The 14255-nt window shown below is 66.0% G+C and carries 10 protein-coding genes; 1 reads left to right on the top strand and 9 read right to left on the bottom strand.

Translation table 11 applies throughout. The features are described 5' to 3' along the window. Positions 1 to 42: 42 nt before the first annotated feature. From nirB to acnB, 8 genes are all read right to left on the bottom strand, one after another. Positions 43 to 2493 carry a nitrite reductase large subunit NirB gene (nirB, locus tag IB255_RS22665; protein ID WP_081516457.1) on the bottom strand — a complete coding sequence of 817 codons (2451 nt, stop codon included), beginning with the start codon at positions 2491 to 2493 and terminating at the stop codon, positions 43 to 45. 274 nt (positions 2494 to 2767) lie between these two features. After that, on the bottom strand, positions 2768 to 4438 hold the full coding sequence (locus IB255_RS22660) for a bifunctional protein-serine/threonine kinase/phosphatase (RefSeq protein WP_081516458.1): 1671 nt from the start codon (positions 4436 to 4438) through the stop codon (positions 2768 to 2770). A gap of 116 nt (positions 4439 to 4554) precedes the next feature. Then, entirely contained in the window at positions 4555 to 5766 is a 1212-nt protein-coding gene (locus IB255_RS22655; protein ID WP_081516459.1) for a nitrate/nitrite transporter, read from the bottom strand. A 313-nt stretch (positions 5767 to 6079) separates the two neighbouring features. Then, positions 6080 to 6508 carry a thioesterase family protein gene (locus IB255_RS22650; protein ID WP_081516460.1) on the bottom strand — a complete coding sequence of 143 codons (429 nt, stop codon included), beginning with the start codon at positions 6506 to 6508 and terminating at the stop codon, positions 6080 to 6082. A gap of 98 nt (positions 6509 to 6606) precedes the next feature. Then, positions 6607 to 7299 (bottom strand): polysaccharide lyase family 7 protein, encoded by a 693-nt coding sequence (locus tag IB255_RS22645; RefSeq protein WP_081516461.1) that lies wholly within the window; start codon positions 7297 to 7299, stop codon positions 6607 to 6609. A 254-nt stretch (positions 7300 to 7553) separates the two neighbouring features. Then, on the bottom strand, positions 7554 to 8132 hold the full coding sequence (locus IB255_RS22640) for an ANTAR domain-containing response regulator (RefSeq protein ID WP_081516462.1): 579 nt from the start codon (positions 8130 to 8132) through the stop codon (positions 7554 to 7556). A 2-nt stretch (positions 8133 to 8134) separates the two neighbouring features. Then, positions 8135 to 9337 carry a CmpA/NrtA family ABC transporter substrate-binding protein gene (locus tag IB255_RS22635; protein WP_081516463.1) on the bottom strand — a complete coding sequence of 401 codons (1203 nt, stop codon included), beginning with the start codon at positions 9335 to 9337 and terminating at the stop codon, positions 8135 to 8137. Between the two features lie 421 nt (positions 9338 to 9758). Then, positions 9759 to 12368: a bifunctional aconitate hydratase 2/2-methylisocitrate dehydratase gene (acnB, locus tag IB255_RS22630; RefSeq protein ID WP_151186560.1), complete on the bottom strand. Its 2610-nt coding sequence runs from the start codon at positions 12366 to 12368 to the stop codon at positions 9759 to 9761. 382 nt (positions 12369 to 12750) lie between these two features. Between acnB and IB255_RS22625 the strand changes: the two genes are divergently transcribed. Beyond that, complete coding sequence (locus IB255_RS22625; protein WP_081516465.1) at positions 12751 to 13227, top strand: DUF1289 domain-containing protein; 477 nt, start codon at positions 12751 to 12753, stop codon at positions 13225 to 13227. Positions 13228 to 13287: 60 nt separating this feature from the next. Here IB255_RS22625 and IB255_RS22620 read toward each other — a convergent pair whose 3' ends face one another. After that, complete coding sequence (locus tag IB255_RS22620; RefSeq protein WP_081516466.1) at positions 13288 to 14151, bottom strand: universal stress protein; 864 nt, start codon at positions 14149 to 14151, stop codon at positions 13288 to 13290. Between the last annotated feature and the right edge of the window lie 104 nt (positions 14152 to 14255).

Raw genomic sequence — 14255 nt, 5'->3', positions numbered from 1 at the left:
AATCGGGTAGTAGGGGCCCCGGTGGCGGGGCCCGGCGGGCACTCAGGCGGGTTCCAGCTGCTTGAGGGGAATCCGTTCGAATTCCTTCTTCAGCGGCTGCTGGGCGATGCGCTCCTGCCACGGGTCCTGCTCCAGCGACAGGGAGAACTGCAGGCGGGCATTGAGCGCCTTGCGGTTTTCCGCGTCTTCCAGCACGGCCTTCTTGATGCGCTCCATGCCGACGCGCTGCAGGTAGTGCACGGTGCGTTCGAGGTAGAAGGCCTCCTCGCGGTAGAGCTGGAGGAAGGCGCCGCTGTACTCGCGGACTTCGTCGGAGGTCTTGAGCTTGACGAAGAACTCCGCCACCTCGGTCTTGATCCCGCCGTTGCCGCCGATGTACAGCTCCCAGCCCGAATCCACACCGATGATGCCGATGTCCTTGATGCCGGCCTCGGCGCAGTTGCGCGGGCAGCCGGAGACCGCCAGCTTGACCTTGTGCGGCGACCACATGTTGAACAGGTCGTGCTCGAGGTCGATGCCCAGCTGGGTCGAGTTCTGCGTGCCGAAACGGCAGAACTCGCTGCCGACGCAGGTCTTCACGGTGCGGATGGACTTGCCGTAGGCGTGGCCGGAGGGCATGTCCAGTTCCTTCCAGATCGCCGGCAGGTCATCTTTCCTGATACCCAGCAGGTCGATGCGCTGGCCGCCGGTGACCTTGACCATGGGTACCTGGTACTTGTCGGCGACGTCGGCGATGCGCCGCAGTTCGGCGGCGTTGGTGACGCCACCCCACATACGCGGGACTACCGAGTAGGTGCCGTCCTTCTGGATGTTGGCGTGGGCGCGCTCGTTGATCAGGCGCGACTGCGGGTCGTCCTTGGCTTCTCCCGGCCAGGTGGAGATCAGGTAGTAGTTCAGCGCCGGGCGGCAGGTGGCGCAGCCGTCCGGGGTGCGCCAGTCCATGAAGCGCATGGCGCTGCTCAGGGTGATCAGGTGATGGTCGCGGATCGCCTGGCGTACCTGGCCGTGGTTGAGGTCGCTGCAGCCGCAGATGGCCTTTTCGCTCTTGGGCTTCACGTCCGCCGCGCCGCCCACGGTGCTGATCAGGATCTGCTCGACAAGCCCGGCGCAGGAGCCGCAGGAGCTGGCGGCCTTGGTGTGCTTCTTCACCTCATCGACGCTGAACAGGCCGTTCTCCTGGATCGCCTTGACGATGGTGCCCTTGCATACGCCATTGCAGCCGCAGACTTCGGCGGTGTCGGGCATGTTCGCTGCGCTGTTCTGGCCCTGGTGGCCGACGTCGCCGATGCTGCTCTCGCCGAACATCAGGTGGTCGCGGATTTCGCCGACGTTGTGGTTCTCGCGGATCTGCCGGAAGTACCAGCCGCCATCGGCGGTGTCGCCGTAGAGGCAGGCACCGACCAGCACGTCGTCCTTGATCACCAGCTTCTTGTACACGCCGCCGATGGGATCGGAGAGGGTGATGGTCTCGGTGCCTTCGCCGCCCATGAACTGGCCGGCGGAGAACAGGTCGATGCCGGTGACCTTGAGCTTGGTGGAGGTCACCGAGCCCTGGTAGCGGGCGAAGCCGAGCATGGCCAGGTGGTTGGCGCAGACCTTGGCCTGCTCGAACAGCGGGGCCACCAGGCCATAGGCGATGCCGCGGTGGCTGGCGCATTCGCCCAGGGCGTAGATGCGCGGGTCATAGGTCTGCAGGGTGTCGTTGACCAGGATGCCGCGGTTGCAGGGCAGGCCGGTCTTCTCCGCCAGTTCGGTGTTGGGGCGGATGCCGGCGGCCATCACCACCAGGTCGGCGGCGATCACTTCGCCGTCCTTGAAGCGGATGGCGCAGACGCGGCCGCTGCCGTCGTCGATCAGTTCTTCGGTGTGGGTGTTCAGGCGGAAGTTGATGCCGCGCGATTCCAGCGCTTCCTGCAGCAGCTTGCCGGCGGTGCGGTCCAGCTGGCGCTCCAGCAGCCAGTCGGAGAGGTGCACCACGGTGACGTCCATGCCGCGCTGCTTGAGGCCGTTGGCCGCTTCCAGGCCGAGCAGGCCGCCGCCGATGACCACCGCATGGCTGTGGGTGCCGGCGGTGTCGATCATGGTCTGGGTGTCGGCGATGTCGCGGTAGCCGATCACGCCCTGCAGGCGGCTGCCCGGCACCGGCAGGATGAAGGGATTGGAGCCGGTGGCAATCAGCAGTCGATCGTACTCGGCCTCGGTGCCGTCTTCGGCGTAGACCTTGCGGCGATGACGGTCGATGCGGCTGACCTTGCGGTTGAGCAGCAGGCGAATGCCATTCTCGCTGTACCAGTTGAGGTCGTTGAGGACGATGTCCTCGAAGGCCTGCTCACCGGCCAGCACGGGGGAGAGCAGGATGCGGTTGTAGTTGGGGTGGGGCTCGGCGCCGAACACGGTGATGTCGTAAAGATCGGGGGCGATCTTCAACAGTTCTTCCAGGGTGCGCACACCGGCCATGCCGTTGCCGATCAGTACGAGCTTGAGCTTCTTCATGTCAGGGCTCCGTCACGCAAAGCTGAAACACGGAAAACAAAAAAGGCGTCCCGCCGGTTACCCAGCGAGGACGCCTTTGTCCAAGTCCCGATCGATCGGGAAGTGCGAGCCTCTTCGTTGAGGGACGCGCTTTTGTAGATTGTTGAAACGGTTAGTGCAGGGGCTGTGCCAACTTTCTCGACCCCCGGTTTTCGGGGCTTTCGGCTGGCCTGTTCTGCCGGTTGGCCTTTTTGCTGCACTGCGGTGATGCGTTCTGAACCGATCTGGTGCGCCTTCAGCCCCCGTGCAGCAGCCAGAGCAGCAGCCCCAGGTTGATCGCCAGCGAGGCCAGGGCGACGCCGCGCCAGACCCGCAGCGGTTCGCGTTCCAGCAGCGGGCGTGGGCGCGGCGGTGCCTGGCGTTCGCCTTGTTCCAGGGCGAGCAGGCATTCCTCGGCGGTTTCGAAGCGCTGTTGCGGTTGGGCGGCGATCAGCTTTGCCAGCCAGTCGTCCAGCCAGGTTGGCACATCCGGGCGATAGCGGCTGGCCGGGGCGGGCGTGCCGAAGCGCGGATGCTGGAAGGCTTCGATCTCGCCATAGGGGTAGTGCCCACAGAGCAGGCGGTAGAGCGTGACCCCGGCCGCGTAGAGGTCCTGGCGGGCTTCCGGCGCCGCGCCCTGGAAGGATTCCGGGGCGAGGTAGCTCGGGGTGCCGGGCAGGTCGTGCGGGTCTTCCTGCGACAAGCCCGGGCAGTAGGCCAGGCCGAAGTCCAGCAGGCGCAGCTCGCCGTCGTCTGCCCAGTGCAGGTTTTCCGGCTTGATGTCGCGGTGCAGGATGTTGCGCCGGTGCAGCTGGCCCAGGCCGCGCAACAGGCGCTGGGCGAGGTCCAGCCAGTCGGGCAGGTTCAACGGGCCGTTGAGTTTCAGGTGCTCGTCCAGGGTTTGCCCCGGATACTCGCGCATCACGTAGTACAGGTGCTGGCGTTGCGGCAGGCTGTGCAGTTCGGGGAAGTAGCGGCCCTGCACGCGGCGCAGGAACCACTCCTCCAGCAGCAGCGCCTGGGCGGCTTCCGCGGAGTCGCGCAGTGCCGGCGGCAGGGTCTTGAGCAGCCAGGGGCGGTTCTGCCGGTCGCGCACGCGGTAGATCAGCGATTGGCGCGACTGCGCCAGTCGGCCTTCCACCTGCCAGCCTTCGAACTCCTGGTCGTCCCGCAGGGCGGGCGGCGCGGGCCAGTGGTCGAGCTGGGCGAGGGCGTCGCCGAGGCTCGCAGGCGGCAGTTCGTCCACCTGCAGGAGCAGGGCGCTGGCGTTGTCCTGGCTGCCGGCCAGGTGGGCGGCGCTGACCAGTGCGTCGGCGCAGGCCTGCAAGCTCTGTGCGTCCTCCAGCAGGCGCTGGATGGCGCTGTCGCCAAGAGCAGCCCAGATGCCGTCGCTGACCAGCAGGAAGCTCTGTCCGGCTTCCAGTTCGCCGTCGCAGTAGTCCACCACCAGATGCTGGTCGAGGCCCAGTGCGCGCTTGAGCACGTGCTGCATGCCGGGTTGTTCCCAGACGTGGTCCTGGGTCAGGCAATCCAGCTGGCCGGCGTGCCAGCGGTACAGGCGGCAGTCGCCGACATGGGCGAGGGTGAAGCGCCGGCCCCGCAGGACCAGCGCGGTGAGGGTGGTGAGCAGCGGCTGGCCACCACCGTTGGCCTGCAGCCAGCGGTTCTGCGAGATCAGCAGGCGGTCGAGGGCCTGGGCGACGGCCCAGGTCTCGGGAGTGGCGTAGTAGTCGGCGGCCAGCGCCTGCAGGCTCAGGCGCGCGGCCAGGCCGCCGTCGGCGCAGTGGCTGACGCCGTCGGCGATGGCAAACAGGTGCCCCTTGCTGGCGGCCAGCCCTGCGGGCGGGGTGACCACCCGCAGGGCATCCTGGTTCTCGTCGCGCGGGCCGGTGGCGCTGGCCTGGGCAAAGGATAACTGCAAGGTCATCGCCACCACCTGTAGGAGCGAGGGGGACGCCATCGTTGTTGCTCGCGAACTGATTTCCAGGCGACTTCGGTGTCAAGCGGTTCGCGAGCAAGCTCGCTCCTACAAAGGCGCATCGTTCAGACTCGCGCCGCGGTAACGGCCGCGCTACCCCAGGTGGTGCGCCAGCGGGCTTTTACCGCGTGCAGGCCGAACCAGGCCAGTACGCCGAGGCTGGCGAACAGCCAGAGGCCGATCTGGTAGTCGCCGGTGGCCTGCTTGATTGCGCCCAGGCCCGCCGTCAGGCAGAAACCGCCGATGCCGCCGGCCATGCCGATCAGGCCGGTCATCACGCCAATGGTCTGGCGGAAGCGCTGCGGCACCAGCTGGAACACCGCACCGTTGCCCGCGCCGAGGCTGAGCATGGCGACCACGAAGAGGCTCAGTGCCGCTACCGCGCTGGGCAGGTGGAAGCCCACGGCGGCGATGCAGATCGAGGCGACGGTGTACATCACCAGCAGGCTGCGGATGCCGCCGATGCGGTCGGCCAGGGCGCCGCCCAGCGGACGCATCAGGCTGCCGGCGAAGACGCAGGCGGCGGTGTAGTAGCCGGCTTTCACCGGGTCGAGGCCGTACTGGTCGTGGAAGTAGCCGGGCAGGGTGCTGGCGAGGCCGAGGAAGCCGCCGAAGGTCACGCTGTAGAAGAACATGAACCACCAGCTGTCGCGGTCGCCCAGGGCCTTCAGGTAATCCGCCAGTGACTTGACTGGCGGGCGCTCCGGGGCGTTGCGGGCGAGCAGGGCGAACACTACCAGGGTGGCCAGCAGCGGGATCAGCGCGAAGCCGAAGACGTTCTGCCAGCCGAAGGCGGCGGCGATGGCCGGGGCGAACAGCGCGGTGAGCACGGTGCCGGAGTTGCCGGCCCCGGCGATACCCATGGCCTTGCCCTGGTGCTGCGGCGGGTACCACTGCGAGGCCAGCGGCAGCGCCACGGCGAAGGAGGCGCCGGCCATGCCCAGCAGCACGCCGAGGATCATCGCCTGCTCCAGGCTGTGGATGCCCAGCCGCCAGGCTCCGAACAGCGCGCAGATGACGATCACCTGGCCGAGGATGCCGGCGGCCTTGGGCGACCAGCGATCGGCCAGCAGGCCCATGAGGAAGCGCAGGATGGCGCCGGAGAGGATCGGCGTGGCGACCATCAGCGCGCGCTGCTGGGTGGTCAGTTGCAGGTCGGTGGCGATCTGCACCGCCAGCGGGCCGAGGACGTACCAGACCATGAAGCTCAGGTCGAAATACAGGAAGGCGGCAAACAGGGTCGGCGCATGGCCGGCTTTCCAGAAACTCGTGTTCATCGAACACCTCATCAGCAACGGTAGAGGAGCCCGGTCATGCGCCACTTGGCAGCCGCCGGGTTCGAGAAGGTCCTGAGCCCCTGCGCCGGGGCAAACGAAAAAGGCGTCGCTCCACCCACCGCACTGCGCGGGTGTGGATGCGACGCCTTTGTCGAAGTCGGGTAATCGCCGTTGATTACCATCGCCCTGTGCAGAGCAAGGCGCGGGCCAGGATGAGAAATCCCAGTCAGATCAAAGAGATGAGAGGAGGGTCAGGACCGATGCTGATCCATCAGAGGGCGCGCCGTGCTGCGGCGTGCCCTGTACTGGAGCGTCAGGCGACCCAGTTGACGTTGGGGAAGGTGTCGCGGAATGCCTCGGGGATCGGCACGACCTTGCCGGCCTTGTAGTCGAAGAACACGAAGCCCGACTTGGCCATGGCTACCAGCGTGTCGTCGGCCGGGCGGGTGATGCGGAAGATGATGTCGCCGCCGTACTTGTTGAAGTCCATCACGCCGACCTCGAACAGCAGCTGGTCGCGCGCGTGGGCCTCGGCGCGATAGGTGGTGGCGAGGTCGGTGACGATGATGCCGGTCTCGCGGATGCCGTAGTCGAACAGGAAGCGCGCGCGGGCTTCGGAGATCATCGAGATCATCGAATCGTTGCCCAGATGGTTGGCGCCGTTGATGTCGGTGACGCGGACGGTGAGCTTGGTTTCGTAGATGAAGAGTTCTTCGGGGAATTCCAGTTTCAGGCGGGCCATGGCGGTCTCGGTGACAAGGCAACGGGTAGTGCGGATGTGCCGCGCATTCTACGCGCAGTCCGCGCGGCCCGCGCCTCATCAGGCCAGTGAATGGCGAATCAGCGGTGCGCCGAGTTCAGGTGGAAGACGGTTACCCGCGCGCCTTCGCTGGTGTCGCCGTAGTTGTCGTTGATGTAGGCGCCGGCCTTGAAGTAGAGCAGTTGCTTGGACCAGGTGGTGCTGAGGATCTTGCGGTAGTAGTTGGCCCGGCCGTCGGAGGTCTCCACGCGGATCGCCAGGTTGCCCACCGAGGTGACGCGCAGGCTGTAGTTGAAGGTCTGGTCCAGGGCGATGTTGTCGATCAGCGGGACGTTGATGCTGGCGCTGTCGTCGGGGTGGTTGCGCACCAGGGCTTCCAGACGTCCGCTCTCCAGGGTGGGCAGGTAGTGGTACTGCAGCTTGACCAGCGGCTCGCCGTTGCCGGTGTAGGGCGAGCGGCTGTGGATCTGGCCAATGATGATCTTGTTCTTCGAGGGCACCTGCTGGACGCTCATGGTCACGCGCAGCTCGTTGTCGCCCTGGGTGTAGTACCAGTTGGAAACCTCGCCGTTGGACAGAGTCTCGCGCAGCTCGCTGCGGGGGTAGACGCTGTCGGAGGTGTGCGAGCCGGTGACGGGCACCCAGAACACCACCTGGCTGCCGCCGCGCTGGAAGTAGCGGCTCTGGTAGCCCCGGGCGATCTGTTCGGTGGTGACTTCGGTGGGGCGAGGGTCGGTGGGAACGCTGAGGTTCCAGGTGGTGAGGTCGATCATGGGCTTGCCCTTGCTGAGCCGCGCAGGCGGCGAGGTCGGGTGGGCGCCGAGGTGCCTAGCCGGCGGCGGCCACTGCGATGCGCCATCGAACCCTGCCGATGACGCTCCTGGGGCCCGGCCAGAAGACCGGGCGGCCGCAGCATAGGGCGTTGCGGGCGAGGTGGGGGCCAGCTCGGCGGCTGGCGAAATGATCGCGCCTTGCCGCCGCTGGCCGTTGGCCGCCTCGCACTTTCAGCCGATTCGCACTTGCAGCCTCAGTGCCCGAGCATCTCGTGCATGGCGATGATCTGCTCGGCCACCTGCACCAGCTTCTGCTGGCGGCCCATGGCTTGGCGGCGCATCAGGGTGTAGGCCTCTTCCTCGGCGCAGCCTTTCATTTTCATCAGCAGCCCCTTGGCCAGCTCGATGCGCTTGCGCTCCGCCAGCTGCAGCTCGCGGGCCTGCAACTGGGCACGCAGGGCCTGGTCGCTCTCGAAGCGGGCCATGGCGACATCGAGGATCGGCTGCAGCCGCTCGGCCTGGATGCCCTCGACAATGTAGGCACTGACCCCGGAGCGGATCGCCTGGCGCATCACCTGCGGGTCGTGCTCGTCGGTGAACATGACGATGGGGCGCGGCTGGTCGCGGCTGACCAGCACTACCTGCTCCATCACGTCGCGGCCAGGGGACTCGGTGTCGATGAGGATCACATCCGGATGCAGGGCCTCCACCCGTTGCGCCAGGTCGACCGTCAGGCCGGATTCGTCGATGACCTCGAAGCCGCTTTCCACCAGCGCGGCCTTGAGGCGCCCGACCTTCTTCGGGGTGTCGTTGATCAGCAGGACGCGCAGCATGCTCAACCTCGCTCCGCCAGGGCATTCAGCTCGAAGCTGCGGGCATAGCCGGCCGGGTCGCTGCCGTCCCAGAGGCGGCCGTCGATCAGGGTCGAGGTGCGCATCTCGGCGTCCGGCACGCTTGCGCCCACGGCGCTGGCAGCTTCGCGGTAGAGGTCGAGCTGCTGGACCTGGCGGGCGATGCCAAGGTAGTCGACGTCTTCTCGCAGCAGGCCCCAGCGGCGGAACTGGGTCATGAACCACAGCCCGTCGGAGAGCCAGGGATAGGTGGCGTGGCCTGCATTGAAGAAACGCAGTGGATGCGCGTCCTGCCAGGCGTGACCGAGGCCGTCCTGGTAGCGACCGAGCAGGCGCGGCTCGACGCTGGCGAGTGGGGCGTCGACGTAGTCTTCGCTGCTGATCAGCTGGGCGGCGCTGCGCAGGTTGTCTGCGCTGGCTTCGATGAAGCGACTGGCATCGAGCAGGCTCATGACCAGTGCGCGCGCGGTGTTGGGATACTCCTCGACGAAGGCACGGGTGGTGCCCAGGACCTTTTCCGGGTGGTCCGGCCAGATCTGCTGGCTGGTGGCGAGGGTAAAGCCCATGCCTTCGTCCACCGCCAGGGCGCCCCACGGGCCCCCGGCGCAGAAGCCGTCGATGCGCCCGGCCTTCAGGTGCTCGACCATCTGTGCCGGCGGCACCACCAGGCTGCGGACGTCCTGCAGGGGGTGGATGCCGTGGCTGGCCAGCCAGTAGTAGAGCCACATCGCATGGGTGCCGGTGGGGAAGGTGTGGGCCAGGGTCAGTTGCGCACCGTTCTGGCGCACGTGGCTCTGCAGTGCCCCGGCAGAGGTCACACCGTCGCGCATCAGTGGGGCGGAAAGATTGATCGACTGGCCGTTCTGGCACAGGCCCATGAGCACGGCCATGTCGGTGGCTGGGGCGCCGCCCAGGCCCAGTTGCAGGTCATAGATGAGCCCGTAGAGGCTTTGCGCCGCGTCCAGCTCGCCGCTGAGCAGGCGGTCGCGCAACCCGGCCCAGGAATTCTGCCGCTGCAGGTTGAGCGTCAGGCCGTAGGGCTGGCCGAAGCCCTGGGTCGCGGCTACCACCAGCGAGGCGGAGTCGGTAAGGGCCATGAAGCCCAGGTTAAGGGCTGTCTTCTCCGGGGCATCGGAACCGGCCACCCAGGCCAGGCTGTCCGGCAGTGGGCTGGTGCTGTCGATCATCTCCACCTCTGAACACACTCTCAACGCGCTTTCAATGCAAAAAATGGCGCCGCGCCACCTGCTGTCACAGGAGGTAGGCACGACGCCATTGTCGATTGTTGATTGTCGGGCGCGATCCGCCGTTGGACCGCAGGTGTGAGGAGTGGAGCAAGGGCTGTGCCAGTGGCGGTGCAGAAAAAAAGAAGCCCCGCCATGGAGGGCGGGGCGCAGAGGAAGGGAGCGCACCTCTGGAGGGTTCCACAAGGGCACCTGGGCACGGATATCGGCAGGAGCCTGTCGTCCACCTTAGACCCGGTGGCCTGCGGCGCAACCGGTCAATAAGTATTAGGCCCATCGTTAGGGGCGGGCGGGAGCGCTCTGTTTCGGGGCCTGGAAAAGAAAAGCCCCGCACGGGGCGGGGCTTTTCATCACGCTAGGAGACTCAGACCTGGACGGCCGGGATCTTCGCGTTGGCAGCAGCTTCGCGGAACTCGGCGATCTGGTCGAAGCTCAGGTAGCGGTAGATGTCGGCAGACATGCTGTCGATATCCTTCGCGTAGGCCATGTACTCCTCGACGGTCGGCAGCTTGCCGATGATCGAAGCGACAGCGGCCAGCTCGGCAGATGCCAGGAACACGTCGGTGGCGTCGCCCAGGCGGTTCGGGAAGTTACGGGTCGAGGTGGAAACCACGGTCGAACCGGTCTGTACGCGAGCCTGGTTACCCATGCACAGCGAGCAGCCCGGCATTTCCATGCGCGCGCCAGCCTTGCCGTAGATGCCGTAGTAGCCTTCTTCGGTCAGCTGGTGGGCGTCCATCTTGGTCGGCGGAGCCAGCCACAGGCGGGTCGGAATGCCACCCTTGACCTTGTCCAGCAGTTTGCCGGCAGCGCGGAAGTGACCGATGTTGGTCATGCAGGAACCGATGAAGACTTCATCGATCTTGCGGCCTTCGACGCTGGACAGCAGACGGGCGTCGTCCGGGTCGTTCGGAGCGCAGAGTACCGGCTCCTTGACGTCGGCCAGGTCGATCTCGATGACCGCGGCGTATTCGGCGTCCTTGTCGGCTTCCAGCAGTTGCGGGTTGGCCAGCCAGGCTTCCATCGCTTGCGCGCGGCGCTCCAGGGTGCGGGCGTCGCCGTAGCCTTCGCCGATCATCCAGCGCAGCAGGGTGATGTTGGACTTCAGGTACTCGGCGATCGCCTCTTCCGGGAGCTTGATGGTGCAACCGGCAGCCGAACGCTCGGCGGAGGCGTCGGACAGCTCGAAGGCTTGCTCGACGGTCAGGTCGTTCAGGCCTTCGATCTCGAGGATGCGGCCGGAGAAGATGTTCTTCTTGCCCTTCTTCTCGACGGTCAGCAGGCCAGCCTGGATGGCGTAGTAGGGGATCGCATGGACCAGGTCACGCAGGGTGATGCCCGGTTGCAGCTGGCCCTTGAAGCGCACCAGAACCGATTCCGGCATATCCAGCGGCATGACGCCGGTGGCAGCGGCGAAGGCTACCAGGCCGGAGCCGGCCGGGAAGCTGATGCCGATCGGGAAGCGGGTGTGCGAGTCGCCGCCGGTGCCGACGGTGTCAGGCAGCAGCATGCGGTTCAGCCAGCTGTGGATGATGCCGTCGCCAGGACGCAGGGAAACACCGCCGCGGGTCATGATGAAGTCCGGCAGGGTGTGGTGGGTCTTGACGTCGATCGGCTTCGGATAAGCGGCGGTGTGGCAGAAGGACTGCATCACCAGGTCGGCGGAGAAGCCCAGGCAAGCCAGGTCTTTCAGCTCGTCGCGGGTCATCGGGCCGGTGGTGTCCTGGGAACCGACGGTGGTCATCTTCGGTTCGCAGTAGGTGCCCGGACGTACGCCCTGGCCTTCGGCCAGACCGCAGGCGCGGCCAACCATCTTCTGGGCGAGGGTGAAGCCCTTGCCGCTGTCGGCCGGCGCTTCCGGCTTCTTGAACAGGTCGGAGGCAGGCAGACCCAGCTCGGCGCGGGCCTTCTCGGTCAGGCCGCGGCCAACGATCAGCGGGATACGGCCGCCGGCGCGGACTTCGTCCAGCAGAACCGGGGTCTTCAGCTCGAAGGTGGTGACCACTTCGCCGCTGTCATGACGGGTGACCTTGCCTTCGTACGGGTATACGTCGATGACGTCGCCCATGGCCAGGTTGGTGCAGTCGAATTCGATCGGCAGGGCGCCGGCGTCTTCCATGGTGTTGTAGAAGATCGGGGCGATCTTGGTGCCGAAGCAGAAACCACCGCCGCGCTTGTTCGGCACGTAGGGGATGTCGTCGCCGAAGAACCACAGCACCGAGTTGGTGGCGGACTTACGGGAAGAACCGGTACCGACCACGTCACCGACGTAGGCAACCGGGAAGCCCTTGGCCTTGACCGCTTCGATCTGCTTCAGCGGACCGACGGAGCCCGGCTGGATCGGCTCGATGCCGTCGCGGGCCATTTTCAGCATGGCCAGGGCGTGCAGCGGGATGTCAGGGCGCGACCAGGCGTCCGGAGCGGGGGACAGGTCGTCGGTGTTGGTTTCGCCGGGGACCTTGAACACGGTCAGGGTCAGCTTCTCGGCGACGGCCGGACGGGCCTTGAACCACTCGCCTTCGGCCCAGGACTGCAGCACGGACTTGGCGGCGGCGTTGCCTTTCTTGGCGCGCTCGGCGACGTCGTGGAAGGCGTCGAACATCAGCAGGGTGTGCTTCAGTTGCGCGGCGGCGACTTCGGCCAGCTCGGCGCTGTCCAGCAGCTCGACCATGGTGGTGATGTTGTAGCCACCCTGCATGGTGCCCAGCAGCTCGAGGGCGCGGGTCTTGGAAAGCAGCGGGGAAGTGGCTTCACCCTTGGCGACGGCGGACAGGAAACCGGCCTTGACGTAGGCAGCTTCGTCCACGCCCGGCGGTACGCGGTTGGTGATCAGGTCGAGGAGAAATTCTTCTTCGCCGGCCGGCGGGTTCTTCAGGAGTTCGACCAGACCAGCGGTCTGTTCGGCGTTCAGCGGCTGGGGCACGACGCCCTGGGCGGCACGCTCTTCTACGTGTTTGCGATAGGCTTCAAGCACAGTATTTCCCTCATCAGTGGTCCCGGAGGACGCGTATCCAGGAGACCCCTCCGATCCATTCGTCAGGCATGGTGGACGGTAATCCACTGACCTACGACGGCACCGGCGATCTCCGGGCAGAAGCTGTTTTCAAAGTTTTACGCCGGGGTGGCCTGGGACTGATGGGAATGGGCGCTTGAGGGAGGCGCCCAGACCGCGCGGCTGCCGGAATCTGTGCTTCGTGACGCTTTGAAAACAGCTTCTTTCGGACAATGACGCCAAAAAGGCGCAGCCATTCTAATGGAATTAATGGGCCTTGGTAAGCCGATTTGCGTGGCGCCCGAGGGTGATCTTGCCTAGACAAAGGGCTAACATGCCCGCTTTGCCAGCTATCTGTTCAACCATGTCTTCGCAACGCATCAAAACCCCCTGTGTCGGGCTCTGCTCGACGGTCTATGGCGACCTGGTCTGCCGTGGCTGCAAGCGCTTCCACCACGAAGTGGTGAACTGGAACCGCTACGGCGACGAGGAGAAGCGGGCGGTGCTGAGCCGTCTGGAGATCCTGCTGACGCAGGTGATGATGGCCAAGCTGGAAGTCTTCGATGCGTCCTTGCTGCGCAGCCAGCTGGAGCAGCGGCAGATCCGCTTCGTGCCCGAGCAGTCGCCCTATTGCTGGGCCTACCAGCTGATTGCCCGCGGCTCGCGGATGATCAACCAGGTGGAAGCCTACGGCCTGGCGCTGCTGCCGGAGTTTCGCGAATGGCCGCTACCGGACCTGCGCGACGCCATCGACAAGGAGTTCTTCATCCTCTCCGAGGCGCATTACGAGCGTTATATCGCGCCGAGCTTCCTGGCTGACGCGCTGGAGTCGCGGGTCTGATCGTTGCCGCGCAATGAGAAAGCCGCCCGATGGGCGGCTTTTTTCGTCATGGCTGCCGGATCACGGCTTGGCGGCGATCTCTTCCAGGTGGGCGATGATGTCGTCCGGCTTGAGGACCAGGATGTCGCTCTCCAGCGAATCCAGCACCACTTCGGCGGTGTTGCCGATCAGTGCGCCGGACAGCCCGGTGCGTGCCACGCTGCCGATCACCGTCACCGCCGCGTCGAGGTTGTGCGCCGCGCGGGGGATCAGTACGTCCGCCGGGCCTTCCTCGATGTGCAGGTGCTGGTCGTCGACGCCGAATTCGGCCTGGAACGCCTTGCATGCCTCGCGGTACTTGGCTTCGATGGTCTCGCTGAGCTGGAAGGTCGGGTCGGCGGCCGAGAGCATGGGCGAGGGGTGCGCGCTGATGACGTGCAACTGGCCGTGGGCGAGGCCTGCAATATCGTAGGCGTGGCTGACGATGCCGGCGTGCAGGGTGCGGTGCTCGATATCGTTGTTGCCCACGTCCACGGCGGCGAGGATGTTGCGTCCGGCCCAGGGCAGGCTGGTCTTCACCAGCAGCACCGGAGACGGGCAGAAGCGCAGCAGCTTCCAGTCGTCCGGGGTGAGCAGTGCTTTTTTCAGCGGGTTGTCCGGGCTGTGCTGCTTGATCACCAGCCCGCAGCCTTCGGCCTGCTGCTCGGCGATGATGGTCTGGTGCAGGTTGTCCTTCCAGGCCTGGCGGCTGGAAGCGCTGAAGCCTTCCTGGCGCAGCACCTCGGCGACTTCCTCGAGCTTGGCGCTGTAGTCGGCGCGCCGCTCGCAGGCCAGAAGATGCAGGTGCGACTGGGTAACGCTGGCGATCAGGCGGGCCCGTTTCAGCGCGAGACCTTCCGGCTGGTCCGGGTCGACGACTACGAGGATGCTACGGATGGCTTGCATGATCGTTTCCCTTCGTGCGCGTTGTTTATGTGGAACAACTGTAGTCGGGATATCTCGTTCATGACGTTGAGGCATATCAACGCCGGAAGCTGGTTCCGCGCGGT

The sequence above is a fragment of the Pseudomonas sp. PDM22 genome (genome assembly GCF_014851965.1).
In the GTDB taxonomy this organism is placed as follows: domain Bacteria; phylum Pseudomonadota; class Gammaproteobacteria; order Pseudomonadales; family Pseudomonadaceae; genus Pseudomonas.
Note: the sequence above shows the minus strand (reverse complement) of the source record. Positions and strands in the feature narration are given on the sequence as shown.